This is a genomic window from Parabacteroides sp. 20_3, from assembly GCF_964238835.1.
Classification (GTDB): Bacteria; Bacteroidota; Bacteroidia; order Bacteroidales; family Tannerellaceae; genus Parabacteroides; species Parabacteroides distasonis.
In genome coordinates this window covers 320,066-345,045 of sequence record NZ_CAXSNO010000003.1, presented here as the reverse complement: position 1 = coordinate 345,045, position 24,980 = coordinate 320,066, and the positions used below count along the sequence as shown (strand labels likewise).

The following is a 24,980-nucleotide window of genomic DNA, read 5'->3' as shown; positions in this document are numbered from 1 at the left end:
TTTCTTCTTTTTTTACTACAATCATCTAGCTCATCTCATAGGCTTCTTCTTTATTAGGTTAACACTCAACTTTCTATTTCTCATTTAAATAAATAGTATCACCTACCGACACATACGTAATCGGAGCCGTAAGGCTTATTATTTCAAATACATTATCCAGACTATTATTCCGGATCACCCCCGAGAAACTGTAGCCTTTAATCTTATTGGACAAAAAACGAACTTCAACATTATACATTCGATTCATCAATACCGCAATCTCCTCCAACGACTCGCCAGAGAAGGCCAGTTCATTCGTACGCCAAAGACGGGCATAAGAAGCATTTGTCGGGTGATTAACAGATAATATATGACTAGACTTATTAAAAACCGCACTCTCATCCGGAGACAGAATCACAAACTCTTTTCCAACCGCTGTTCGTACACTGCCTTCAAACAAGGTCGTAACCACCTCGTCATCTTCCTCATACGCCTTCACATTAAAAGCTGTGCCTAGCGCCTCGACTTCCATATCCCCCGCATTTACCAAGAAACGGCGCAATGTATCTTTCGAAACTTCAAAATAAGCCTCACCAGATAAAGAAACTGATCTTTCTTTCACGCCATAATCACTCTTATAATTAAGTTTAGTATGCGAATTTAACCATACTTTCGTCCCATCAGGAAGAACCACGCTAGCACGTTGCCCATTATCTGCCAACACCACATAATCCAATGGATCAGGTGGTGGAACCTGTCTCATATTATACCAATGGGAGCCAATTCCAAGGCCTATACATATTAAAGCCACCGCCGCATAAGAAAGCCACTTCCATAAGGTATGCGGTTTCTTCTTTATCTCCAAAGTTTTCTCCTCTTGTCTTATCCGCTTTTTAATCTCACAGAACATCTGTCCTTGTAGCTTAGGAGGAAGCTTTTTCCCGGAAGATTCTTCCCATCTAGACTTATAAAAAGCCATGATCTCTTCCTTATGATCGGGATCTCTAAACCACGCCAAAAGAGTTCGCTCTTCTTCCGGTGAAGTCTTACCACTCATGAAGCGATCCAATAATTCGATATGTGTATGCATTTTTCTCATCGTGTAATAAGTATATCCCGAAAAAGAACTTTACCCTTACACGGAAAAATCAAGAAAGCCTTGATTTAACACAAATTAATACCACACTTGTTTTCCGCCTTCATAAGTAAACGGGCGATGTTCTTTTCCTCGTGTATGGTTATGAATACGAAAGTTACAAACATAAAAGCGGGTTCCTATCGTTCCTGCGGCTTGAAGCGCCGTATTCATTCTATATGGAACTTTTGAATAGAATGTAGCAGAACTTTCCATTCTTTCAAAACCCGGCAATAACTTACGTAAGTTTCCTTCACTAGTCAAGATGAACGCATCTCCCGCCGGTTGTATACTTCCATTATTATAATAAGCGGGAAGGTAGAGCATATTGACACCCATCTTAGGGAAGTATGCCTTTGTCCCTTCAGCCCGACTCCAACATACCGGATTCCAACCAATAACATCGTAGCAACATAAATAAACATATTCTTTAGGATGTTTTTCTTTCCAAAGCGGAACCTCTATATCCTTACATACGACATACTGGTCAGTGATATCCTCAAGTCCCGGATTTTTAAATAAAGCAGGTATTTCCTCTTTTGACAAGATAGCTAGAGAGTGAAGCTGTATCCGATAGTTATACCGATAAACTTTAGGAGCAGTCCTACAATATTGGACAGTGATAGTAGACGGAAGCAGATCTATTTTAGGTTGATAGACATCCCTCCAAAACATCCCGTCTATCTTAATGTCCTCTTTAGTAAGGAAAGGTCTTTGTGTATTATCATATATAGAACCGGATTGCTTACTACCGATAATCTCTACCCACGAATGAGGATATTGTGAATTCCCCCAACAAGGCACCATATTCAATGCAGCTGGTATGCCATTCGCCCTCAATGCCGCTATCTTATAAGTAGACTTTTCTAAACAGGTTCCTATTTGAGTCGCTACTATATTTTGAAAGGTCATAGGACGTAATCCTTGATATTTACCAGTAAAAATTATCCATTCATTAAGAAAGCCTTGCTCTACCTCATCCGATATAGCTTTACCAATCTCTTCATACGAGCATGTATACATAGAGTCTCGCAATGAAGCATACTTCCGATCAAAATAGCTCCAAGCGTGTTCCCAATGGCAATTATCAGTAGTATAGGGTAGTAGATAATTCAAAAAAGTAGCCCAATCCATATTCTTGCACCAAGGGAATCGCTCTTTATTTTGGAAACACTGATCTAATATGATGTATAAGATAATCGGAAGATAACTCTTTCAAATCGAATAAAAAACGAGGATTCACTTTTATATGAGAATACGATTTATTTATACTATCATATATGGCGTACTGGATATCGTATAAAAAAGAACCGTATGTCTCTCGATAATTAGCGAAAGCATCGAAATATACTTGATTTCCTTTCACAGAGTTACTGTCTAACACTTGTTTCCCTATCATATTACATATTAAAAAACGGGCAGCTTCCAGTTTTTTCAGATCATCCTTGTAATGATCTAGAACAACTTCTAACTCCGATCTATTTTCCCCCGATTTGTCCAAGGCTAATTCTAATAGGCCATTTTCTCCCGAAGAACAAGCATAAAAAGTTAAGAGAGCAAAGAAAAAAAAGTATTTTACGACCATAACTAAAGTGTTTATTTACTACCATGCAGATATAACCTTCGACAGATCAAAAGAATATAGATGATAATCATCATCCCATCCTAAAGCGATCAGTTCTTTATCATCGTTTGCCACACAAATATTGAATAGTTTTATATCAGAAACCAATCGACAGATACACTTTCCACTCCAATCATAGACTAAGACATCATTACTTAACATAGCGTCTATCATCCCCGCATTAGTATGTTGATTTAATTTTTTCCCTGAGTATAAGGCATAGACATAACGATTGGTCGCATATATATCCGTATAACCGATTACATTCTCTTTACCATGCTTTATACCGTTTCTCCCAGATCTACGATCATCAGTATATATAGGATAAATATCATGATAACATTTTATGAGCGTCGGAATCGTATCTATTTGATATAGCTCAAATATAGCACCTGATGACGCTACTGTAGCAAATCTGTCTAACAATGAATTATAAGCCATATAACCTTGATAAGCAAATGTTTTACTTTTACCTCCACTATTGTTTCCGTCATTAGGGAAATCACCAAAAGACTTCACATATTTCCCTTCACAATCAAATAAAGCATATCTCTTAGTATTGGGTTCCTCTTTATCAAGCAGTCCAGAAACAACATATCCATGCTTCGTTTGTATGGCAGAGAGAAACATATAGTCTAAATTTACGTTGGAAGAGATATCCTTTGGTAAACTCTTTGTTATAATTTGTTTTTTCTGTATATCCAATATATTCACATTTGACTCATCCTTTTTTTGCATTAAACGAGGCATGATGTTCTCATCCGGTCCTTCTCCTGTTTGGGCAAAAGATAGGATACTGTCTTTTGTATAATATATTTTATCCAAAGGAGATTCACTTAAATAGTTCTCTTTAATTATACATTGCTCATCCTCAAATAAGATCATCCTACCAAACGAACTTAACTTATAAGTATCTACATTAAGTTTATTTGCGTTTATAGCAATTGTTAGTTGGAAATGCTCTTGAGGATCTACTTCTTTTTTCTGTCCACAAGAAGTAAGAGATATAAGAATAATAAAGAATGATATAACACGAAGGAAGCCATCAGAAGACAGTCGATCCCGCAAAAAACGTAAAGCCCTGTTTACCTGTGTCTCCACGGTCTTTTCTGAGATAGAGAGGCGTTCCGCTATTTCTCTATATGATAAATGTTCATGACGGCTCAAACGGAATATCTCCCGACGTGATGGCGGTAATTCTTCTATCAAGCTATTAATATATTCCCGTAAAGACTCTGCGTCGATTCGTTCTTCCGTAAGAGAATCGGCATCTGATAGTTGCCGTTGTAGGCTTTCCGTCAGTTTCTCGGAGAGTAGCCGATTCTCTGTCTCTTTATAAACTAAGTTACGGGCGATGGTGAATAGATAGGCGTCAAAGTTTTGCTCCACATCTATCGTCTCATGCTTCTCCCAAATCTTAAGAAAAACGTTTTGGGTCAAGTCCTCTGCCATAGATTTTTCATATAGTAATGAGTAAATAAAATGATATACATGCTCATTATATTTCCAGAATAGAGTCTCAAAAGCCTTTTCATCTCCATTCTTCAGATCTATAAGCAAATGTCCATCCACTTTCATATTACATATATATTACATATCCACGCCATACAAATCTTATCTCCTTTCTGCATATTTGCAGTTTTCATATACATGAGTTCTGATGAAACTATGTCGGTTAGTGTAGATGATATGAATGATAAGATAAAGATAATCAGCGGATAACTAAATAGTAAAATTACCGATGGTAGTGGAGAACTAAAGAAAAAACGAACTAGATGGTTGTTATTTAGATATTTATATTATAAACAAGACATGGTCTCATCAGAACCAAGTACAAGGTTACTAATAAATATCCAAATATAAACAAGCATCATTACATATCGCAAATATACAAAAAAATGTAAATACAGTATGAGTATCCTTGAAATCTAGTTAAATTCTACTTGAGGACAAAGAATGTCCTCACTAATTATCCGCTTCGCAAATGATATATTGATAAAGGTCGGAATGCCCGGTTTTATCGATTATCTTATGCTTTTCGAGTTGGAATTTCAGTTGGGCCAAACCAAGAGCGCCAAAGCCGGGAAGGTCTAATAAAGAGTCGAGTCCGTTTTTGAGGGCGTAACGTAGAATATCTTCTATGGTTTCTATTTTCAAGGTTGTAAGGCATTTACGGATATAGGGCGCTAAGGTGAGACGGGTAATGGGTTGGCATATCCGTTTCGCGGCATTTAAGGGAACGGGGGTAAGTGATCGGGGAGATTCGATACATAGACCGTTTTGGAGCGCCTTTTTATATAATCTTCTCAATTCGTATTCCATGTTCCTGTTCTCTATCCACAGACGTTCTATCTCAAGGTCTTGGTTCGTGATTGTTTTCTTGTATTCGGTCAGGAAGCCCATGTTTTCTTGCAAGCGGAGCGATATGACCTTATATCGGCGACAGATTCCATCATAGGATATACCACAACGTTTAGCTACGTCTTCTATCTTGGCTCCGGAAGTTATTTCCGTAAAGATAAGTCGGTCTTTCTTGTCGTGTATGAATGTTGATAGTTCGGCGATAATGAGTTTAAGTAGGGGAGAGATGTTTTTAAGGGATCGCAGGCAGAAAAGGTAATCATCGAATTGGGAGATGATCTCGTTTATCTCTTCTTCCTTGTCTTGGATGATAAGTTGCAGGTATAGCTTTTGTATTCCCATACGCTCGATATGGGAAATGAATTCACGCAAATTGGTCAGATCGACTAGGCGAACACCTTGCTTCACGACGTAAGATGTTATTTTTTTAGATATCGCCCATTGCTGGATTTCTTGAGATGGAAAGCCGGTGATACGAGCGGCTTCTTCAATAGTAATAAACTCAGGCATAACTATTTGATTAAAGTAAAACTTATACTATTTATCTTTAAAAAGGGCGTTATTTGGCGTTATATTGAAGAGCTGGCCTTTCATTATAAAATAAAGAAAGGGCGATTGGCTGAAAATATTGTTGACAAAGGCTCGGCCAAGCCTCAACACTCAATAAAGTCAGCCGCACGCCCCCCCTTATCTGTATACAATAATCTATCTATACTATACAGTAGCATAGATAACACGTATATCTAATAAAGGGTTGCGGGGCTTTCTCTGTGCATTGAGTGTCTCGAAAAATTTGGCCGATTTTTGTCAACTCGCACAAATATCGCACGCAACACAAGGCTTCTAACTTAAAAGCCTTTTATTGTCGCAAATATACGTATTAAAAATATTTTAGTCTATGATAATCCATACGTTTTCTATTTTATCATTGTTTTACTACCAACAAAGAAAGAATAAGTAGATAAAAACCTACGCTTTTACCTTTTGCTTTTCTGTCTTAATTACTAGCTAGGCAAATATATGATATATTCTTTAATTATAATTGATTATTAAGGAAAAAATCAAGATGGCGATCCATCAAACAGTACGAAGACTACTACCCTAAAGTCTACGGAATGACCTTACAAAATACTTTTATAGCGCAAAAAAGATTAGGTACATTGCCAAATGGCTTTTTTAGGTAGAAAGTTACCAGTTAACTAACATTTCAAAGTAAGTTAGCTTCAACGGCAAAGTAAGTTAACTTCATAAATCCGGGTTGAAATCCGCAAACGACATACAACACGCGTCTACACTCCCAACACTATATAACCGCTATGGATATTTGAAGTATTGATAATAGGCGGTTTACTTCTGTTATCCGTAACTCCAACCTTATCAGTCAACAAGCCTTTCATTAAAAGATAAGCACATCATGATGGCACGACTGTGCCATCCTAGTGGCACACCATTGCCATAAGGAAGGCACAGCTATGCCACGCTGATGGCACAGCCGTGCCACGATATGGAAAATGATTGGCACTGTGGAAGTCTGTTAACTAAACAGTTAAGGATGGATAAATAATTATTCCCCTAACTTATCAAGCAACTCATACGACGGAACGAAGAAAAGAGTTCCCGTTATCGGCGTGCTGAAGTCCAGCAGACGATCCGTATTGCCTACAGGATCACCGACGAACATATTCTCCAGCATTCGTCGGGTGGTGCTGAACGTGCTGGCATAGGCGATAAAATAGGTACCGTATTCACCTTTGGAGGTATGGGCGAATGGCATGTTAGCACGGACTATTTTCAGATCGTCTCCGATGTTCGTCACGGCGTTATGGGCGTTCTTCGGTTTTTCCTCATCTGATAGCTCAACATCGTTGAATTTACGGCGACCGATGACTTTCTCTTGCTCTTCCACTGGAAGCGCATTCCATGCCACCATATCATGAATGTATTTTTGCACAAATACATAACTTCCGCCCATAAACTCGGGGTCCTCATCGCCTATTACCGCGAAACGATAGGGGTCTTCATCCACGGCAGGATTCTCCGTACCGTCCACGAAACCGATAATCGCCTTACCGTCTCTATACCGAAAACCGTGGGTCTCATCGATCGATTCCACGACACCTCGCAGTTTCTGGTCTATAATGGAGGCGAACTCAAAGCACAGTCCCATCTGCTTACAGCGGATGTGGAATAGTAAATCCCCGGGGGTAGAAACAGCCGTAAGCTTAACTCCTTTGATCTCTTCAAACGGTTGCAATTCTTTGGGGTTTCCTTGCTCCGGAAAGAAGCGTTTCCAAGCATCCGCCCCGAATCCTATCGTACAACTGAATTGCATATCAGGATAGCGATTGCGCATACTACGTATCAAAGCGGAGAAATTAGCGCACACGTCCTTTACCTTATCAATCGTGTCGGGGAGATCTTTTAGAGCATAGACAATGAAAACCGCATTCTCGCCCGGTTTTTGGGTAACATCTTGCGGATAGTTAGCGTTCAATGGATTTTGTAGAGAGTTCATAGCACATCTTTAATTATATTGTTATTATATGGATATAACTCTATAGATGCGCTCTTGTTCAAGGAAATGTAACGAAAAATGTCCTAGCGGTTATTTTTCAATATCTATTTGTAGAGACGGGGCGTGCCCCGTCTCTACAAATAAATGGTTATTTCACCTCCACGCTGATCTTCTGCTTGATATCTGAGACGGAGGCTCCTAGTTGGAGGATGAACTCGCCGGGTTCTACGACGAATTGGCTTTGTACCTCACTATAGAAAGCTAAAGAGGATACGGGGATGTCCAACGTGATTCGCCGACTCTCACCGGGTTTAAGGAATACCTTCTTGAAGCCTTTTAACTCCTTGACCGGACGCATCACGGAGCAAACCGGATCGCTTACATACAATTGGGCCACCTCAGCTCCTTCACGGTCTCCGGTATTGGTTAGGGTGAAAGTCGCTTGGATCGTGTCCGCTTGATCATACGTCTTTTTATCCGTATTCAGATTGGAATAGTTGAATGTCGTATAGGATAAGCCGTAACCGAACGGATAAACGACCGGAAGCCCCTTCGTATCGAACCAGCGGTAACCTACCAAGATATCTTCCTCATAATTCACTTTCAGATCCCTGCCGGGGAAGTTGCCCAACGCATGCGCCGGAGATTGATCCAAGCTCACGGGAGTGGTGAACGGCATCTTACCGCTCGGATTCACCTTGCCGGATAATACGTCTACCAAGGCATTTCCTCCTTCCATGCCGTTGAACCAAGCCCAAACGATAGCCGGGGAACAAATATCTACGGCGGCCATATTCAACGGCGATCCGGCGATCATGACCACGATCGTACGAGGATTCGCTTTTACCACCTCTTGAATCAACTCAACCTGCCCGTATGGGATATCCATATTCAGACGGTCGAACGACTCGGTATCATAATCATGGTTCAAACCACAAACCAAAAGGGCCACGTCACTCGTGCGGGCAACCTCTACCGCCTCTTTCAATAACGCGTCGCTTTCCTGTGTCTTGGAAGAGAAAGTACCAGAGCTCTGCCCATTATTGCTACCCTCCACGAAAGTAGATAGCTTCTCATAACCTTGGGCAAAACGGATATCCACCTTATCGCCCCATTTCGCACGAAGCGCCTCTAATGGAGTTACCTCGTAAACCGCCTTGATCTCGGAACTCAAGCCACCATTGGAATGTTTGCGGGTAGCGTTATCGCCAATTACCGCCAGACTCTTGATCGAGGAGAAATCCAACGGGAGAAGATTATTCTGGTTCTTCAATAAGACAATGGCTTCGGCAGCCGCGTCGTAAGTGGCTTGCTGATGCTCTTTCGTATTCATGGAGCCGGGACCGAAACGCTTTTTCGGGTCCAAGACATTCGTCTTGATCATCACACGTAAGACATCGCCCACCTTCTCGTCCACCAAGCTCATAGGAATCTTACCAGATTTAACAGCCTCGATCAAGGGGTTGGCATAATACCAATCCTCATATTTATCGATCAGCGTGCCCATCTCCAGATCCAAGCCGGCCTCCATAGAAGGAACCGTGCTATGGGCGGCTCCCCAGTCGGTTACATATACGCCATCGAATCCCCATTCATTCCGAAGGATCTTGCGAACCAAGTAGTTATTCTCCGCACAGAACTCCCCACGGAATTTATTATAAGCGGCCATTACCGTCAAGGCGCCTCCCTCCTGTACGGCCGCCTTGAAAGCGGGTAAATAAATCTCACGCAAGGCACGCTCGCTACATTCCACATCGACAGTCGTACGGTTTGTCTCTTGGTTATTCACGGCGAAATGCTTTACGCTGCAAGCCACGTCACGGCTCTGCAAACCCTTGATATAAGCGACCGCCAATACGGAGTTCATATAAGGGTCCTCGCTCATATATTCGAAATTACGGCCACAAAGCGGGGAGCGAATGATATTCACGCCCGGGCCCAGCAACACATCCTTCTTACGCCAGCGAGCCTCCTCGCCCAGCACCTCGCCCCGGCGATAAGCCAACTCCGGGTTCCAAGCGGCGGCGAAAGCCGTGCCGGTCGGGAAATAAGAGGCGGAATCATTTGTCCAACCCGCATATGCCCAGTCGTGGCGATTGATCTCCGCACGTACCCCGTGAGGCCCGTCGCTCAAGCTCCACTCGGGAATCCCCAGACGCTCTACTCCGGCAACATAGAATTTTGAGTTACCATGCAATAATCCGACCTTTTCCTCCAAGGCCATCTTCTTAATCAGTTTCTCGATACGTTTCTCCATTTGTACCTTCTCTTTATCCGTGACCTGCGAGCTTGCGGCAGCCGCGTTCAAGAATAGCCCGCAAGCGATCACGCCTATTATCTTTTTCATTTCCTTTTTATTTATAGGTTTATTATTGCGCTTGAATCGTTACCGTCGCCTCGGGTAAGCCCTCGGCTATGGCTTTTAAGTGGATGTCGCCTTGTCCGCCCTTGTTCCGGATCACGACCAAGGCTTTTCCATAGTAAGCTTGCCGTTTCGGTTTACGGAGGCTGTTCGGATCGTTCGGATCTCCGTTATCCGTTCCGGCGATCTCACCCGGGCCCTCCACGGAGAAACGGATCAACGGGGTAGCGTCGGGAACCCGGTTACCATCGATATCGCATACATCTATGGTTACAAACGATAGGTCCGAGCCATCCGCTTGGATGACGCTACGATCCGGGGTCAAGACCAAACGGGCCGGCTCTCCTGCCGTATGGATCTCTTTCACCAAGACCTCCTTACCCCCTAAGCGGGAGACGGCTTTCAAAGTTCCGGGCGTAAAAGGCACACGCCAAGAGACATGATAGGTACTGTCCGTTTTTTGTCGTACGCCTAGGCTCTTTCCGTTTAGGTATAGTTCCACCTCATCGGCATTGTTATAATAGGCCCAGATATCCACCGGTTCGCCTTCCTTCCAGTTCCAATGCGGGAAAATGTGTAATACGGGTTCATTCGTCCACTCGCTTTTATACATATAATATATATCCTTCGGGAAACCCGCCAGATCCACGATACCGAAGAAGCTGCTCCGGCTGGGCCACCAATAGGGGGTAGGCTCTCCCAAGTAATCGAAACCCGTCCAGACGAACAGGCCGGATACATGCGGAAGCGTCTTCACCAGATGCCAAGTCTTCTCGTGCGTAGAGCCCCAAGGTACATGGCAATTATCATAAGAGGAGCAAACATGCTCGGGAGCCTCGAAAGGCTTGTCCCACGATTCCGGACGGATATAAATATGATCAGACGGCATCTCATAATAGCCACGGGTCATCAAGGCCGAGGTAGATTCGCTCACGATCAGTTTCTTTCCGGGGAAATTCCGGAGGAACGGCTCGAAATATCGCTCATGGTAGTTGAAGCCCAGCACATCCAAGGCATCCGAGCGGAACAGATGATTCGCAGGGTTTACCTCGTTACAGCCGGCGGTAACGACCCGGGAGGTATCCAGACGTTTCACGATAGCCGCCAGATGACGGGTGATCAAGGATTGACGGCTAAGGGTCGTATCCTTCAGCAAAGCGGGATCGATGGCATGACCGGCATTCAAGATCAGGTTCGCCGCTTGCAGATCCAGCTCGGTAGCGTCGGCATGACTCCATTGCTCAAGTACCTCATTGCCTATACTCCACATGAAAACAGAGGCGTGATTCCGGTCACGCAAGATCTCGTCCGTCAAATCCCGCTCGTGCCACTCCGCAAAATACCGGGCGTAATCGTACGGAGACTTACGGCGTTCCCACATATCGAAAGACTCATCCTGTACCAGAAGGCCCATACGATCGCAAAGATCCAGCAACTCGGGTGCCGGGGCGTTATGGCTGGTACGGATCGCATTCACACCCATCTCCTTCATGATCTGTAGCTGGCGCTCGATAGCCCGTGTATTCACCGCGGCACCCAGACAGCCTAAATCATGATGCAGGCAAACCCCTTTTATCTTCAAAGGCTTATCATTCAAATAAAAGCCGGTAGCGGAATCCCAACGGAACGAGCGAAGGCCGAATACCGTCTCGTAACGATCTACCACCTTACCAGCCACTTTCACTTCCGTGACGGCCGTGTAGAGCGAGGGAGAATCGGGACTCCAAAGTTTGGGATTTGGGATCGAGAACTGATGATCGACAGATGTCTCCCGCATACGGGCGTCGTAACAGGGCGTATACGGTACCCGTAACAGAGTTGTTACGGGTGCCGTAACAACTCTGTTACGGTCATCGTAAATAGAGGTAGAGACTTCGGCCTCCCTATCCGCCTCCGAGCTATTCCTTATTCTCACCTCCAAGGAGAAGGTAGCCTCCTCCGGTGAGATCCTCATATCATGCACGAAAGTACCCCAGTTGTCCACATGTACCGGATTCACCTTTACCAACCATACGTTCCGGTAGATCCCCGAGCCTGAATACCAGCGGGAATTCGGCTGCTCGCTATTATCCGCCTTCACGACAATCACGTTCGGTTGGCTTCCATACCTCAAATAAGGCGTCAAGTCATAACGAAACGATACATAACCATTCGGACGGAATCCCAGCGAATGACCGTTGATCCAGACCTCGCTATTCCGGTAAACCCCGTCGAAATCAACATAAACAACCTTACCCCGATCCGTCTCCGGAAGGGTAAATGTCTTTCGATACCAACCAATCCCGCCCGGTAGCGCGCCGCCGCCCGGGGTAGACGGGTTATCGAGGGAGAAATCCCCCTCGATACTCCAATCATGCGGTAAAGATAAGATACGCCAAGTGGAATCATCGCTGTCCGGGGATGAATAATCCTGAACGCTATCCGACAAGGCAAACTTCCAATCGTCATTCCATGAGCTACGTTCACGCACCTGCTCCCCGGTGGGGGAACAGGCGGTGAGCAATAGGCCCAGAAGCCACGCAAGTGGCCGATTCATCAGTGGTATCATTAGTGATTATATAGTTTAATTGATACTACCCAGTTGTAGAGACGGGGCGTGCCCCGTCTTAGCACAGACTGATGGGTATTATTTAAAGTTACCATTTAGAGGGGTTGAGACGGGGCACGCCCCGTCTCTACAACTAGAGGTTTACCTTGGTAAGATATTGTCACGTCCTTGCCAGCGGGGTTCTCCGGCGTGATGAGACGTACCGTGATCTGACGCTCGCGGATCATGCCCGGATAGTCGCCCTCCCGTGCGCCGATCGTGAGCGTTCGCCTCGCATCATCATAAACAAACGGGATGGTAGCGTAATTTCCTTTCTCGTAATCGTAGGTCACGCCATTATCCTCATATAAGGTGAAGGAGCCGTCGGCACCGGCGTAAACAGAGACGATTAAGTCTTTCTGCTCCTCTTTCGTAGACTGGATTACCTTTCCGTTCGGTACGATAGAGCCGGCTCTCACGAACAAAGGCATACGCTCATAAGGAGCATCCACATGCATTGTCGTCCCGCCTTGTATACGCTTGCCGTTGTAGTAATCGTACCAAATGCCTGACGGGAAATACACCTCACGGTCGCGAGCCTTATACTCATACACCGGGCATGCCATGAAGGCCGGGCCAAACATAAACTGGTCGTCTATATCGTAAGTCTTCTCATCGTCCGAATAATCCATCACCAAGGCACGCATGATCGTATAATCCTCAAAATGCGTCTTGGAGGCCAAGCTATAGATATACGGCATCAATTGATAGCGCAACTCGGTATAATACTTCATCGATTGGTACGTAGGCGATCCTTCCGGAGCGATATTATAGATCTCGCGGCAAGGATATTGCCCGTGGCTACGGAACAACGGACAGAAAGCTCCGAACTGATACCAACGGTTGTTCAACTCCCTCCATTCCCTCAAATCCTCGCTACCTTCCTTAGCGGCCATATAACGGTTCTCCACGCTGAAGCCACCGATATCCATCGTCCAGTAAGGGATACCGGACATGGCGAAGTTCAAGCCGGCGCTGATCTGCGCTTTCATATCCTCCCAGCGAGTACCGATATCGCCACTCCATGTAGCGGTAGAATAACGTTGCTGGCCGGCGAAACCGGAACGGGTCAATAGGAATACACGGTCATCCGGGTTTACGCTACGTTGTCCGTCGTAGATCGCCTCGGCGTTAGCCAAAGCGTAAGCGTTGAAGTATTTCGTGGACGGGCCCAGATAAGTCGGTCCGCAAAGCGCCTTGCGATACTCGATATCCGTATTATCCTGTACGTTCGGCTCGGAAGCGTCCATCCACCAAGCGTCGATGCCCAAGGAATACAGATGCTCGTTCATCTGTTCCCAGAAAAGCTTGCGGGCTTCCGGGTTGTACGCGTCATAGAAAGAACCGATATAACCCGGATAAATCCAGTCGCAGATACTATCCTTAATCGCCTGCTGATACATAGCACCCAGCGCGTCCAACTCTTTATAATGCTCTGTCGTATAATAGAACTTCGGCCATACGGAGATCATGATACGGGCATCCTTATCGTGGATCTCCTGAATCATACCTTTCGGGTCCGGGAAGCGTTCCTTATCAAACTCGTGGCTACCCCATGCGTCTACCGGCCAGTAGCTCCAGTCCTGTACGATCACATCCAAGGGAACCTGCCGCCGGCGGTATTCGTTCAAGGCGGTCAATAGCTCCTCTTGCGTCTTATAACGCTCACGGCTCAACCAGAATCCCATCGCCCATTTCGGCATGATCTGGCTCTTGCCCGTAACCGTGCGGTAACCGCTGATCACCTTATCCATGGAAGACTCTCCGTTGATGAAGTAGTAATCGATATCATCCCCCATTTCCGACCAGAAAGCCAACCGCTCCCGCTCCTCCTCCGGTAGCGGAGATAATACCTTCAAGCCGATATAAGAGACATCGCCATCCGGCAACCATTCAATACGGATCGGATAACGTTTGCCCTTTTCCAGATCGGCCGTAGCCTTGTAATCATTCGGGTTCCATGCCGCACGCCAACGTTCCGGGATGATCTCCTCGTTATTCACAAATACCTTGGTATAACCGGCGTAATGTAGTTTGAAATGATAAGTACCCGTCTCTTTCGCCTCGATCTCGCCCTCCCAAGTAGCGGAAGCGCTCGGCTTCGGGAAGTCTGCCGGCAGGTTCTTGATGGTTTTCAGATTCTCATAATCTACCTTATCTTCATCCCGCTGGATTAAAACGGAATTCTTCGCCTTATCCGTATAGTAGGTAGCGGTCAACGCCCCTGCCCTCCCGTCTTTTCCGTATAGGCCAAAGACATCGCCCAAATCGGCGTATGGACGCTTGTCGCCGAAACGGCTCAAGGAATAGTTATGCCAAAGTACACCATACCCTTTTGAGGAAACGATAAACGGCACGCTCACCTTCGTGTTATATTGGAAAAGCTCCTCGTTCTTGCCTTTGTAGTTGAACTCATCGCTCTGATGCTGTCCTAGGCCGTAAAGCCCTTCCTCGTCCTCGCTCTCAAATACTTGACGTAAGGTATAGCCTTTGGTTCCTTCCACCTCGATCGGCGTAAATTCCTTGCCTCCGTTTGTCTTCTCACGAAGGATCGTGTGTCCGTTGGCGTCGGTAAAGCGAACCTCTCCGGTCTCCCGTGAAAGACGGGCCTGTGTGGTTTGCGTACTTACGATGATCGTATCCCCCGAGGTCGTTATCTGAAACGATGGGGCGGGTAACGATTTCGTGTCCTTGATCAAGTTCACTTGGTTGGAAAACTTACCATCCGGAGAGGCGATTACCCGGATAATATCATCAGAGATTACTTCCAATTTAACAGCCTTCGCCTGTCCGGAACGGATATCGGCGACCAAGCCATTCTCGACCTTCCGGTAAGCGGAATCAGTCATGCAGGAAGTCAGCAGGGAAAGCCCTAACGTGAATACCGCGATGTGTTGTTTCATATTCTATAGATTCTTTAATTATTTCCGATCAGCAATGAGTCCGAACAGGTTTTTCCATACAAGAAAAATGGTTCTTCATTCGTTGGCAAAATTAAAGGGTTCGCGGCGGACAGGAAGCCATAAATGTTTTGGGTTACGGGGAGAACCGTAAAAAGGTAGGGGAAGAATGTTTATTTTAAGGGGATATTTTGTTATATCCCCTAATTACGTGGCATTTATTTAGAAGAAGTTTATTTATGATAGTCAGAGGGAAGCCTTCCGAACTCATCCTTAAAATACTTCCGGAATAACTTCACATCATTGAAACCGCACTCCAGCGCAACCTCGTTGACCCGCATCTGGCTCTTCTCCAATAACTGCGCCGCACGCTTCAAGCGCACCGTACGGATCAACTCCACCGGAGTCTTACCCGTGATGGAAAGGCATTTCTTGTAGAAGTTCACACGACTCATGCCCATCTCCCGGCTCAACCGTTCTACGGACAACTCCGGATTGGCGATCTGCTCCTCGATATAGCCGATGGCCTTACGCATCAACTCCTCATCCATGGAGCTAGCTTGTACCTCCGTCAAGGCGATGCCCATGGTAGAGGACTGCATAAAGGCCTTTTGCATCTTCTTCTTCATCTCGATCAAATGCCGCACCTTCAAGAGAAGCATCTCCATATTGAATGGCTTGCTGATATAATCATCCGCACCGGCTTCCAGACCAACCAGTTGGCTATCTTTAGCGGACTTTGCCGTCAGTAGGATCACCGGGATGTGGGAAGTCCGGATGTCTCCCTTGATCCGACGGCATAAGGTGATACCGTCGGTGATAGGCATCATCACGTCGCTGATCACCATATCCGGCAGCTCCTCCGGAATGAGCTTCCACGCATCTTCTCCATCCGCCGCCGTGAGTACCGAATAAACGCCACTCAAGCTTAACTTCATAAATTCCCGGAAATCCGTGTTATCGTCTACGACCAGCAACGTAGGTCTTTCCGCCGGAGACGCATCCTTATCAGCGATCTCCGGATGCTCCTCAACCGGAGGCAAGATATCCCCTTCGGCAATTCCTTCCGGAGCCGAGATAATATCTTGGTTGTCCAAGGGGATCACCGGCAGCGTAACCGTAAACGTACTACCCGCTCCCGGCTCGCTTTTCACGGTTATCGTCCCATGATGCATCCGCACGAATTCCCGGCATAGGTGCAGGCCGATACCCGTACCTACCACGGGATTTCCCTTATCCGGGGAAGCCACCTGATAAAAGCGATCGAAGATAGCTCCTTGTTTATCCGCAGGAATACCGATACCGCTATCCAACACCTCGATAACCAGTTTGTTCTCTCCCTCCTTCTCCAACCGCAAGCTAAGCGTCACCGAGATAGTACCTCCCTCCGGCGTAAACTTAAAAGCGTTACTCAGTAGATTAGAGACGATCTTGAAGACCTTATCCGTGTCAAACTTCATCGGGAGAGACGTGAAGACCGAGGAGAAAGAGAAATGAATCCGCTTTTGCTCCGAAAGCTCCTTGAAGGAATAAGCCACGTCACGCACGAACGGGACAATATCGCCGGTAGACAAGACCAAGCTATCCCCTTGCATATCGATCTTGCGGAAATCCAATAACTGGTTCACCAATTTAAGCAACCGGTCGGCGTTCCGGTAGATCAACTTCAATATTTGCTGGGATTCCATGTCTTTCTCCGTTTTCATCAACTTCTCCAAAGGAGTCATGATCAATGTTAGCGGCGTACGGAACTCATGGCTTACGTTCGTAAAGAAACGAAGCTTCATCTCGTCCACCTCATGCTGCTGACGCACAGTAGCCCGTTCTTGCTCCTCCTCCAACTTCTTTTGCTGGATACGGAAAATAAAACGTATCACGCCATACGCCAATAATATACCAGCTATGATATACAACGCTATTGCCCATCCGGTAGCCCAGAACGGAGGCAAGATCGTGATCTGCAAGCTCGTGATCTCCTTGCTCCAAATCCGGTCGTTATTCATCGCCTTTACCTTGAAAGTGTAAGTTCCCGGGTTCAAGTTCGTATAGGTAATACGACGTTCCAAGGCGCTTACGGTAGTCCATTCCGAGTCGAAGCCCTCCATCTTAAAAGCATATTTATTCTTCAAAGGAAGGAAATAGCAACAAGAAGAGATGGTAAAGGAGAAATTACGTTCCGTATAATTCAGTTTCAATTGCTTGGTACAGGTGATATCTTTATCCAAAATCACATGCCCGTCATACGCCTCTCTCGCCGTTATCGGGACATTATTCACCATAAGTCCGGTTATCACCGCCGGTGGAGCATAGCTATTATAACGTATCCGGGCAGGATCAACGAAGGTAAGACCGTTTGTCCCGCCAAACGCCAACTCACCCGTTTCCAGTCCGCAAGCGCTATTCACGTTAAACACACGTCCTTGAACGCCCTCATTCTCATCATAGCTATTCCAATCGAACGTATAATTATTATCCGTATCCCGATTCGGAACGATATTCAATAAGCCGTTCTTCGTTCCCACCCAAACCGTATGATATTTATCCTCCAGAATAGACATGATGCTGTTATCCGGTAATCCGGAAGAATGGTTCAACCGATACATCTTATCATTCAACCTATCATATATATGTAGCCCATGATTACTCCCGATCCATACCCATTGGCGGCTATCACAAAATACGACATTGATGATTTGATCCTCAAACACGGAACGTCCATCCTTCGTGCCATTAAAAGAAGTAACAGTCCCCGTCTCCGGGTTGATCCAGTTCACTCCTAAAGAAGTTCCAACGACAATATTCCCCTTCTCATCCCCGGAAAGGCTATATACGATATCCGAGTTAATCGCATTCTCCTTATCCCCCATACGATAATACGTCCATTTCCCGGTAGATTGATCCAAGCAATCCAGGCCGCCTTCCAACGTGCCGATCCACAAACGATTCTTGGCATCGACATACAAACTATACACGCTATTATTGGATAAGCCGTCCTTACTGCCCGGGATATCCCGATAATGCTTGAAACGTTTCCCGTCAAAACCGGTCAACCCCTCCATATAAGTACCCAGCCATAACTTGCCATCCAAATCTTTCGCCATACTAATCACGACATCGCCGGAGATAGCGTTCTCGCTTTCCCGCCCCGCCCGGTAGCGGACATACTCCCCGGTTTCCCGATCGTAACGTAATAGGCCGTTTCCGCTAGTACCGATCCACAGATCCCCTTCTTTATCTTCTACGATACAATTAAAGTCATTGTTAAAGATATCCCGCATCAACTCCAAAGGGTACCGGATAGTCTGGAATTTAAAAATGCTCTCATGATAATAGTTGAAGCCGTTTTTATAAGTGCCGGCCCACATAATCCCCGTATCATCCCGATACAAGCAGATCACGCTATTCTGGCTCAAACTCGTTTGGTTAAACGGGTTATTTCGTATATAACGCATCCGGTCCAGACGTTTATCCAAGATATTGATACCGCCATGATCGGTAGCGATCCAGATATTACCGTTCATATCCTCCGCCACGTCACGCACCATTATAGAGGATAAAGCGACCGGGGTTTCGGTCGTATAATGTTTCCACTCCTTGCTTTTGGGATTTAGGCGAAAGAGACCTCTACTATATCCGGGATTTAAGAAAAACCACAGATCCCCGTCACTATCGGCGAACACATAGAATAACTGGGCATTCGCATATTGAGTCAGATACTCATCCCGATAGACAGATTCTCCGGATGCCTTATCGATCCCCTCTACCACTCCCGAGGTATGGACTACATATAGACGATCGCCCACGTCACTCATATCACAAACCCGGCCATCCTCTTTATTTAGCGGATACGAATAAATCTTCCCCCTCGCTTGATCATAACGGCAAAATTCATTCGTATAGGTAGCGAAATAGAGTTGTTTATCATTGTCGACGAATATCTTAGCGGGAGGATTCTCTAGACGTAAGCTATCTAATATTTCCTTCTCCGGAATAAAACGGTCATTACCGGGCTCATATACGCAAAGTTGGTTCGTATTATAGGTAATCCAAATACGCCCATCGGCGGTTTCTTGAAGTTCGGAGACATGCTCCTCCCTAAAAGGCAACCCGCTTTCCTTGTATTTATAATGCTTAAACTCATACCCATCAAAACGGTTTACCCCAGAAGTGGTACCCAACCACATAAACCCCTTCCGGTCTTTCAGGATACAAGTGATCTCATTGGAAGACAGACCGTCCTGTACTCCCAGACGGTTGAAAAGAATATCTTCCGCCGCAAGTCCGGATCCCAATATTCCCCAAGACAGGATCATTATGATACAGAGTAGAGTTTTCGTTTTCATACTTAGCAAATATAGATATTTCCCGAGAACGAACCAAACCAACCGGTATCTAATTCTGCTGCAATGCGGGTTGCAGTAAACATACACGTAAAGTATCCATATATAAGAACATGATTATTAAAAATTATCCCGTACATTTGTCTTTCGATTGGAATAGAAATGAATAAGGCGCAATGATTGTTGTAAGAGATTTTGACAGACTGAAAGGAAAGGAACTGGTGGCTACGATCGGATTTTTCGATGGTGTGCATCTAGGACACCGTTTCTTAATCGACGAGATGAAAGAGATTGCCAAAGCACGTAACCTGCCATCGGCCGTAATCACCTTCCCGGAACATCCCCGGGCCGTATTGCATGCGGATTACCAACCGAAGCTATTAAATTCTTTCGAGGAAAAGTTACAGCAATTAGAGACTACCGGAGTAGATTATTGCATCGTATTGGATTTTACGATCGAGCTATCCCGGCTCTCGGCCAAGGAATTCATTACCTCTATTTTAGCGAAGAGCCTGCATGTAAAGACCTTATTGATCGGATATGACCATCGTTTCGGGCACGATCGGACGGATGGCTTCGAGCAATATGTCGTTTATGGCACCGAATGTGGTATCGAGGTGCTGAAGGCATCTCCCTATGACGAAGGAAATACGGCCGTCAGCTCTTCCGAGATCCGGAAATTACTTCAAGCCGGAAATGTAGCTGAAGCCGCTTATTTACTGACCTATCCCTATCAATTGCTGGGCCATATCGTCAGCGGCTATAAAGTGGGACGCACGCTAGGATTTCCCACGGCGAATATACGGGTAGATGAGCCTTTTAAAGTCATTCCGGGTATTGGCGTATATGCCGTATGGGTGGAGGTGGAAGGCGAACGATATAAGGGAATGCTTTATATCGGTGACCGTCCGACACTCAATAATGGGAAGGACATATCCATGGAGGTCAATATTCTGGATTTCTCCGGAGATATCTACAATGATAGCATTCGTGTCTCATTCGTTCAATACGTACGCGGAGACATCAAATTCGATTCCTTAGAAGAATTGAAAGCCCAACTGGAGAAAGACAGATGCACCGTAAATAATTTATTATAATATGGAAAGATATTACGAAGCGATTGATTTATTAAAAGGCATGATCTCCCGTCCGTCTTTCAGCCGGGACGAGACCGCCGTAGCGGATTTCCTGCAAGCAGAATGGCAAAAGGCCGGACAAAAGGTGTTCCGCAAAGGCAACAACCTGTGGATCATCGCCCCGGATTTCGATTTCGGTAAACCGACCCTTTTACTCAACTCCCATATAGACACCGTCAAGCCCGCTTCCGGTTGGACCAAAGACCCGTTCACTCCCGAAGAGACCGAGGATGATCAATTATATGGACTGGGCAGTAACGATGCCGGGGCGAGCGTAGTCTCCCTCTATGAAGCCTTCTGTATCTTAAGCGAGAAAGAACAACCTTATAATCTAATCTTCCTTGCGTCTTGTGAGGAAGAGGTATCCGGGAAGAATGGCATTGAAAGCGCATTGGCCGAGCTTCCTCCTATCTCCTTCGCTGTCGTAGGTGAACCTACGGGTATGCAACCCGCCGTAGCCGAGAAAGGGCTAATGGTACTGGATTGCACCGCTATCGGAAAGGCCGGACATGCCGCACGTAATGAGGGCATCAATGCCATCACTTTAGCGATGAAGGATATACAATGGTTCAGCACCTATCAATTCCCGGAGAAAAGCGACTTCCTCGGACCGGTGAAAATGACTGTCACCATCATCCATGCCGGTACGCAGCACAATGTCGTTCCCGATAAATGCGAATTCACGGTAGATATCCGCACCAACGAATTTTATACGAACGAACAGTTATTCGAGCTAATCAAGGAAAAGGTTCATTGCGAGATCAAGGCCCGCAGCTTCCGCCTTAGCTCCACCCGCACGGATCTGGATCATCCTTTTGTGCGACGGGCGATCTTGATGGGAAAAGAGCCTTTCGGCTCTCCTACGCTTAGCGACCAAGCCTTGATGCGTTTCCCCTCCGTAAAGATAGGGCCGGGAAACTCGGCACGTTCCCATTCCGCAGACGAATACATCAAGGGACCGGAGATCCGGGAAGCGATCGATACCTATGTAAGGTTACTGAATGGATTACAACTATAGCTTATGTTAAAAAAGATACTGGGGACAATAGGCTCGCGTTATCTGATAGCTTTCCTTAACCTAGCGCTGATCTTCATCAATGCGAAGGTGCTGGGAATCGAGGGCGTGGGGATGATCGGGTTGATCGTGGCCTCGGTAAATATAGCGGTAATCGTCAACGGGATTTTATGCGGGAATACGATTGTCTATTTCATGAACCGTTACTCCATGCGGACAATTTTCCTTCCCGCATATCTGTGGACCCCTATCGGCTCTTCCTTAGCTTGCGGCTTCATGTATCTTACCGGGCTTTTACCCACCGGCTATCGGCTGGATATCTTCTTGTTGGCGATCTTGAGCTCTACGGTAAACGCCAATGCCCGCTTCTTGTTGGGTAAAGACAATATCAAAGGGTTTAATCTCACGTTTATATTGCAAGGAGGACTGCTATTTTTCGTCTTACTCTATTTCTATTATATATTGAAGCGCCCGGACGTACGGTCGTATGTCTGGGGATTATATGTCACGAACGGCATAGCCTTTATTGCCAGCCTATCGATGCTTGTTCCTTATTTCTTAAAGGAGACATCCCGGTCTTCCGGCAAATCACTCTACGGTCTATTAAAAGAAATGTTTGCCTACGGCCTGTGGGCCGGTGCGGACGGGTTGGCGGAAACCTGTACTACCCGACTCAATTATTTCTTGATACAACGTTTCGCCGGGTTGGGAAGCGTAGGCTTGCTAGACGCTGGGACCAAGATCTCCGAGAGTGTATGGAATATTAGTCGCAGCGTAAGTTTCATCGAATACAGTAGCGTGGCCAAGACCTCAGAGGCAACGGAACAAAAACGTATTACCTTACAGCTTTTCAAATTGACCTTTTGCGCTTTAGCCCTCGTGATGGGATGTATCTTATTGGTACCGGAATGGATATATACGGATTATCTTTTCAGCGCCGAGTTCAAAGGCATACGTAAAGTGATAGGCGGATTATCGATCGGAATCGTAGCGTTAGGCTGCAACAGCATCATCAGCCATTATTTCATCGGCAGCGGAAAGATCCGGTACAGTACGGCAAGCTCGTGCGTAGGGCTTATTGCCTTATTAATCTCCGGCTTTCTACTCATCCCGTCTTACGGGGTCGTAGGTTCCGCTATCACGACCAGTATCGCCTTTACCTCTATGCTGGTTTTCTCATTGACGGTCTTCTCCCGGCAAACACTTACACGCTGGAATGAGTTCCTTCCGAACAAAAAAGACTTCCAAGCTTGCAGAATTCATATACAAAAATCCTTGTAATTCTATCACGAATTTTATCGATAACGCTATCAAGTTCACGGAAAAGGGGACAATTACGCTTGAAATGATTTCGTGCAAGGTACAGGTCTCGGGTTATCAAAACATGGACTGTACCTTATAAACAAACTCCATCCAAACCCAATAACGGATCGCTTTTCCTAAGAACATGGAGATCGCCACGACCCATATATTAGCCCGCAAGAAACCTAGAGCGACAGCGATAAAATCACCGATACCGGGAAGAAAAACAAAGAAGCCCATCCAAGAGCCTTTTCCCTTGATCCAATCCTGCACCTTCTGTAGTTTTACCGGATCGAGTTTGAGGTATTTCTCGATCCACTCTACCTTTCCCAGCATCCCCAACCAATAGCAGCTCATTCCACCTAAGAAATTACCAAGCGTAGCGGCGATCATACAAGGCCAATAAGCCGAACCCGCCAATAATACACCCGTCAATACGACCTCACTGCTAAACGGCAAGATCGTAGCCGCTAAGAAAGAAGCGATAAACACCCCGATATACCCGTAGGCTATAAGAAATTCCATATACGTATCATTAATAATGCGATAAACATAACTACCGAGAAATGGAACAGCCAAAAGATATATTTCCCCCGGTTCACCGTAAAAAAATGGGCGATCAAGATAGACGCCGGTACACAGGCCATTTCCAGAAATTCCTCGGACGACTGCTCATAGATAAAGAACAATCCAAACGACCAAATGGCCATGACAATCAGAAAAGAAAGAAACTGACGAGTACGCAAATTATCCTCATACTCATGTGTAACGATGTTTAATGAGGCAATGATCGTTAATCCCGCCACTAAAACGATCTGTATCCAATCTATAATTCCCGTCCCTAGTACCGCAAGGAAACGTATCTTGAATAAGGAGGTGAAAGGTATGGTAAATGCCGTGAAATCCCGTTCCCAGACACACCATCCGAAAACAAACCAATAAACCGTCAAGATTCCGAACAAGGAAGCGACAAAGGTCCGGATATTCAATGTCCTGAAATTATACATCCCCAACCAAAACAGCGGCAAGAACCAAAGGATGTGTATCCACAACAGACTTCCGATACTGATAATCAAGGATGCGTTATAAGCCTTATCCGTAGCGTCCGGGTCATGATAAGAGGTAAATAACTGATAAAGGGCCAATATCAAACAAAACACCCCGACAGATGTTGATTTCAAGGGAAAGAAATCCGGGTTTGTACTTGTCAACAAGGCATAGAAGAGAAAGGGAAGCAATGTCTTCTCACGAATCAACATCAACGCATAGTTTACCCGATGCACCAGAAACGCACCACCGGCCATCAGCAAAAAACCGATCAAATAGGTAAACAACTTTCCCGGAAGAACCAGACAAAGGGCATTCCATAAAGGAGGAGCCGTCACCTCTCCATACACGGGATAGCCTACCGAATCCACATACCCCACGATCCAACAAAAAATACAAGCGCAAAGCATGTACAAATGGGTCATAGGTGTCGCTATAGTATATCTACGTCCGTAATATGAAGTTGTTCCTCTTGCCATATACCTTATTCTTTCATATTCACATCCTAAAGGAATGAAATAAGTGGCAAAGGTATGAAAATATAACAAGTAAACTGCATCGGCCAACAAAGTTTACTAACCTTGTCATTTCAATTAACTGATTTGGCCGATGCAGCTAACAGACTTGGTCAATGCAGCCAACTGCAAATTAGCTATGTCTTTTTACCATATCACTTA

Annotated in this window: 14 protein-coding genes and 2 pseudogenes; 3 read left to right on the top strand and 13 right to left on the bottom strand. The window is 45.6% G+C overall.

Annotation, left to right across the window (positions count from 1 at the left end; translation table 11 throughout):
- Positions 1–73: 73 nt before the first annotated feature.
- The 11 genes and pseudogenes from ACESPU_RS08265 to ACESPU_RS08215 all read right to left on the bottom strand — a co-directional run bounded on the left by ACESPU_RS08265 (position 74) and on the right by ACESPU_RS08215 (position 19,776).
- On the bottom strand, positions 74–1,078 hold the full coding sequence (locus tag ACESPU_RS08265) for a FecR family protein (protein ID WP_057328494.1): 1,005 nt from the start codon (positions 1,076–1,078) through the stop codon (positions 74–76).
- 75 nt (positions 1,079–1,153) lie between these two features.
- Positions 1,154–2,137 (bottom strand): transglutaminase-like domain-containing protein, encoded by a 984-nt coding sequence (locus ACESPU_RS08260; RefSeq protein WP_227154508.1) that lies wholly within the window; start codon positions 2,135–2,137, stop codon positions 1,154–1,156.
- 136 nt (positions 2,138–2,273) lie between these two features.
- Complete coding sequence (locus ACESPU_RS08255; RefSeq protein ID WP_227154506.1) at positions 2,274–2,699, bottom strand: hypothetical protein; 426 nt, start codon at positions 2,697–2,699, stop codon at positions 2,274–2,276.
- A gap of 18 nt (positions 2,700–2,717) precedes the next feature.
- A pseudogene (locus ACESPU_RS08250) lies at positions 2,718–3,533 on the bottom strand (BF3164 family lipoprotein); the annotation flags it as partial.
- Positions 3,534–3,752: 219 nt separating this feature from the next.
- Positions 3,753–4,316: pseudogene (locus ACESPU_RS08245) on the bottom strand (RNA polymerase sigma factor); the annotation flags it as partial.
- A gap of 387 nt (positions 4,317–4,703) precedes the next feature.
- Positions 4,704–5,609: a transcriptional regulator gene (locus ACESPU_RS08240; protein ID WP_121962567.1), complete on the bottom strand. Its 906-nt coding sequence runs from the start codon at positions 5,607–5,609 to the stop codon at positions 4,704–4,706.
- Positions 5,610–6,663: 1,054 nt separating this feature from the next.
- Positions 6,664–7,614 carry a Dyp-type peroxidase gene (locus ACESPU_RS08235; RefSeq protein WP_005860205.1) on the bottom strand — a complete coding sequence of 317 codons (951 nt, stop codon included), beginning with the start codon at positions 7,612–7,614 and terminating at the stop codon, positions 6,664–6,666.
- Positions 7,615–7,762: 148 nt separating this feature from the next.
- Positions 7,763–9,961 (bottom strand): glycoside hydrolase family 3 C-terminal domain-containing protein, encoded by a 2,199-nt coding sequence (locus tag ACESPU_RS08230; protein ID WP_158532743.1) that lies wholly within the window; start codon positions 9,959–9,961, stop codon positions 7,763–7,765.
- Positions 9,962–9,983: 22 nt separating this feature from the next.
- Positions 9,984–12,512, bottom strand: coding sequence for a sugar-binding domain-containing protein (locus tag ACESPU_RS08225; protein ID WP_195283762.1), 2,529 nt, complete (start codon positions 12,510–12,512; stop codon positions 9,984–9,986).
- A gap of 107 nt (positions 12,513–12,619) precedes the next feature.
- Positions 12,620–15,466, bottom strand: a complete 2,847-nt coding sequence (locus ACESPU_RS08220) for a TIM-barrel domain-containing protein (RefSeq protein WP_122144850.1) — start codon at positions 15,464–15,466, stop codon at positions 12,620–12,622.
- A 230-nt stretch (positions 15,467–15,696) separates the two neighbouring features.
- Positions 15,697–19,776 carry a two-component regulator propeller domain-containing protein gene (locus tag ACESPU_RS08215; RefSeq protein WP_195283776.1) on the bottom strand — a complete coding sequence of 1,360 codons (4,080 nt, stop codon included), beginning with the start codon at positions 19,774–19,776 and terminating at the stop codon, positions 15,697–15,699.
- 203 nt (positions 19,777–19,979) lie between these two features.
- Here ACESPU_RS08215 and ribF point away from each other — a divergent pair, with 203 nt between their 5' ends.
- The 3 genes from ribF to ACESPU_RS08200 are packed head-to-tail and all read left to right on the top strand — an operon-like array spanning position 19,980 to position 23,235.
- On the top strand, positions 19,980–20,900 hold the full coding sequence (gene ribF / locus ACESPU_RS08210) for a riboflavin biosynthesis protein RibF (protein ID WP_005860214.1): 921 nt from the start codon (positions 19,980–19,982) through the stop codon (positions 20,898–20,900).
- Between the two features lies 1 nt (position 20,901).
- Positions 20,902–21,957 carry a M20 family metallo-hydrolase gene (locus tag ACESPU_RS08205; protein ID WP_122268116.1) on the top strand — a complete coding sequence of 352 codons (1,056 nt, stop codon included), beginning with the start codon at positions 20,902–20,904 and terminating at the stop codon, positions 21,955–21,957.
- A 3-nt stretch (positions 21,958–21,960) separates the two neighbouring features.
- Positions 21,961–23,235, top strand: coding sequence for a lipopolysaccharide biosynthesis protein (locus tag ACESPU_RS08200; protein WP_005863577.1), 1,275 nt, complete (start codon positions 21,961–21,963; stop codon positions 23,233–23,235).
- Positions 23,236–23,331: 96 nt separating this feature from the next.
- Here ACESPU_RS08200 and ACESPU_RS08195 read toward each other — a convergent pair whose 3' ends face one another.
- Both ACESPU_RS08195 and ACESPU_RS08190 read right to left on the bottom strand, forming a co-directional pair.
- Complete coding sequence (locus tag ACESPU_RS08195; RefSeq protein WP_005863579.1) at positions 23,332–23,781, bottom strand: YqaA family protein; 450 nt, start codon at positions 23,779–23,781, stop codon at positions 23,332–23,334.
- A complete protein-coding gene (locus tag ACESPU_RS08190; RefSeq protein ID WP_154397043.1) occupies positions 23,766–24,782 on the bottom strand; it encodes a hypothetical protein in 1,017 nt (338 codons plus the stop codon). Before ACESPU_RS08190 ends, ACESPU_RS08195 begins: the two co-directional genes overlap by 16 nt.
- Positions 24,783–24,980: the final 198 nt, after the last annotated feature.

Coding starts and splice junctions, on each gene's coding strand:
- ACESPU_RS08265 (WP_057328494.1), bottom strand. CDS start 1,078: ATGAGAAAAATGCATACACATATCGAATTATTGGATCGCTTCATGAGT.
- ACESPU_RS08260 (WP_227154508.1), bottom strand. CDS start 2,137: ATGTATACATGCTCGTATGAAGAGATTGGTAAAGCTATATCGGATGAG.
- ACESPU_RS08255 (WP_227154506.1), bottom strand. CDS start 2,699: ATGGTCGTAAAATACTTTTTTTTCTTTGCTCTCTTAACTTTTTATGCT.
- ACESPU_RS08240 (WP_121962567.1), bottom strand. CDS start 5,609: ATGCCTGAGTTTATTACTATTGAAGAAGCCGCTCGTATCACCGGCTTT.
- ACESPU_RS08235 (WP_005860205.1), bottom strand. CDS start 7,614: ATGAACTCTCTACAAAATCCATTGAACGCTAACTATCCGCAAGATGTT.
- ACESPU_RS08230 (WP_158532743.1), bottom strand. CDS start 9,961: ATGAAAAAGATAATAGGCGTGATCGCTTGCGGGCTATTCTTGAACGCG.
- ACESPU_RS08225 (WP_195283762.1), bottom strand. CDS start 12,512: ATGAATCGGCCACTTGCGTGGCTTCTGGGCCTATTGCTCACCGCCTGT.
- ACESPU_RS08220 (WP_122144850.1), bottom strand. CDS start 15,466: ATGAAACAACACATCGCGGTATTCACGTTAGGGCTTTCCCTGCTGACT.
- ACESPU_RS08215 (WP_195283776.1), bottom strand. CDS start 19,776: ATGATCCTGTCTTGGGGAATATTGGGATCCGGACTTGCGGCGGAAGAT.
- ribF (WP_005860214.1), top strand. CDS start 19,980: ATGATTGTTGTAAGAGATTTTGACAGACTGAAAGGAAAGGAACTGGTG.
- ACESPU_RS08205 (WP_122268116.1), top strand. CDS start 20,902: ATGGAAAGATATTACGAAGCGATTGATTTATTAAAAGGCATGATCTCC.
- ACESPU_RS08200 (WP_005863577.1), top strand. CDS start 21,961: ATGTTAAAAAAGATACTGGGGACAATAGGCTCGCGTTATCTGATAGCT.
- ACESPU_RS08195 (WP_005863579.1), bottom strand. CDS start 23,781: ATGGAATTTCTTATAGCCTACGGGTATATCGGGGTGTTTATCGCTTCT.
- ACESPU_RS08190 (WP_154397043.1), bottom strand. CDS start 24,782: ATGGCAAGAGGAACAACTTCATATTACGGACGTAGATATACTATAGCG.